An 843-nucleotide genomic window follows, 5' to 3' on the forward strand; every position below is an offset into this window, starting at 1 on the left:
TTGAGTATATGTGCTGTATTAGGTGGTTGTAATGAATGGACAGAGATTGAATTGTATGGGAAACACAAAGAACAATGGCTAAGACAGTTTTTAGTTTTAGAAAATGGTATTCCCTCACACGACACTATTAACAGACTTTTTGCTACACTCAATCCTCAAGAACTTCAAAGTTGTTTTATAGATTGGGTTCAGAGTATTGCAGGCATCAGTAATGGTAAGATAATTAGCATTGATGGTAAACGACTTTGCAATGCAGGGGTCGATGGCAAAAAAGCCATTATTCACATGGTAAGTGCTTGGTGCAATGACAATAATCTGGTATTAGGTCAGGTAAAAACAGAAGAAAAAAGCAATGAGCTAACTGCTATACCTACTTTGCTGGATTTACTAGTTTTGGAAGGTGCTATCATTACAATTGATGCAATGGGTTGTCAAACAGCTATTGCTGAAAAGATAGTGAATCAACAAGCAGATTATGTATTAGCAGTCAAAGAGAATCAGGGTCATTTGTTAGATGATATTCAAGAAGCTTTTGAGCAAACACCTAAAACAATCAGCCATACCAGCACAGAAAAGGCACACGGCAGAATAGAAAAACGGACTTGTAAAGTAATAACAGATATGGACTGGATTAGTAAAAAAGAAAGGTGGAAAAATCTGCAATCAATTGTTTGTATAGAAAGCCAAAGAACGACTGTTCAAACAGGTGACATACAATCACAGAAAAGGTATTACATCTCCAGTTTAAATGCAGCACCAGAAAGGTTTAACCAAATAATAAGGCAACATTGGGGCATTGAAAACAAGTTACATTGGTGTTTAGATGTAGCCTTTAATGAAGAC

General features: G+C 36.2%; 1 protein-coding gene. It reads left to right on the top strand.

Features of this window, described 5'->3' with window-relative positions; all coding sequences use genetic code 11:
• On the top strand, positions 1-843 hold an 843-nt coding region (locus ACT9TX_RS18380), incomplete at both ends, for an ISAs1 family transposase (RefSeq protein ID WP_481340567.1).

The organism is Parasediminibacterium sp. HNIBRBA5674, assembly GCF_056745525.1.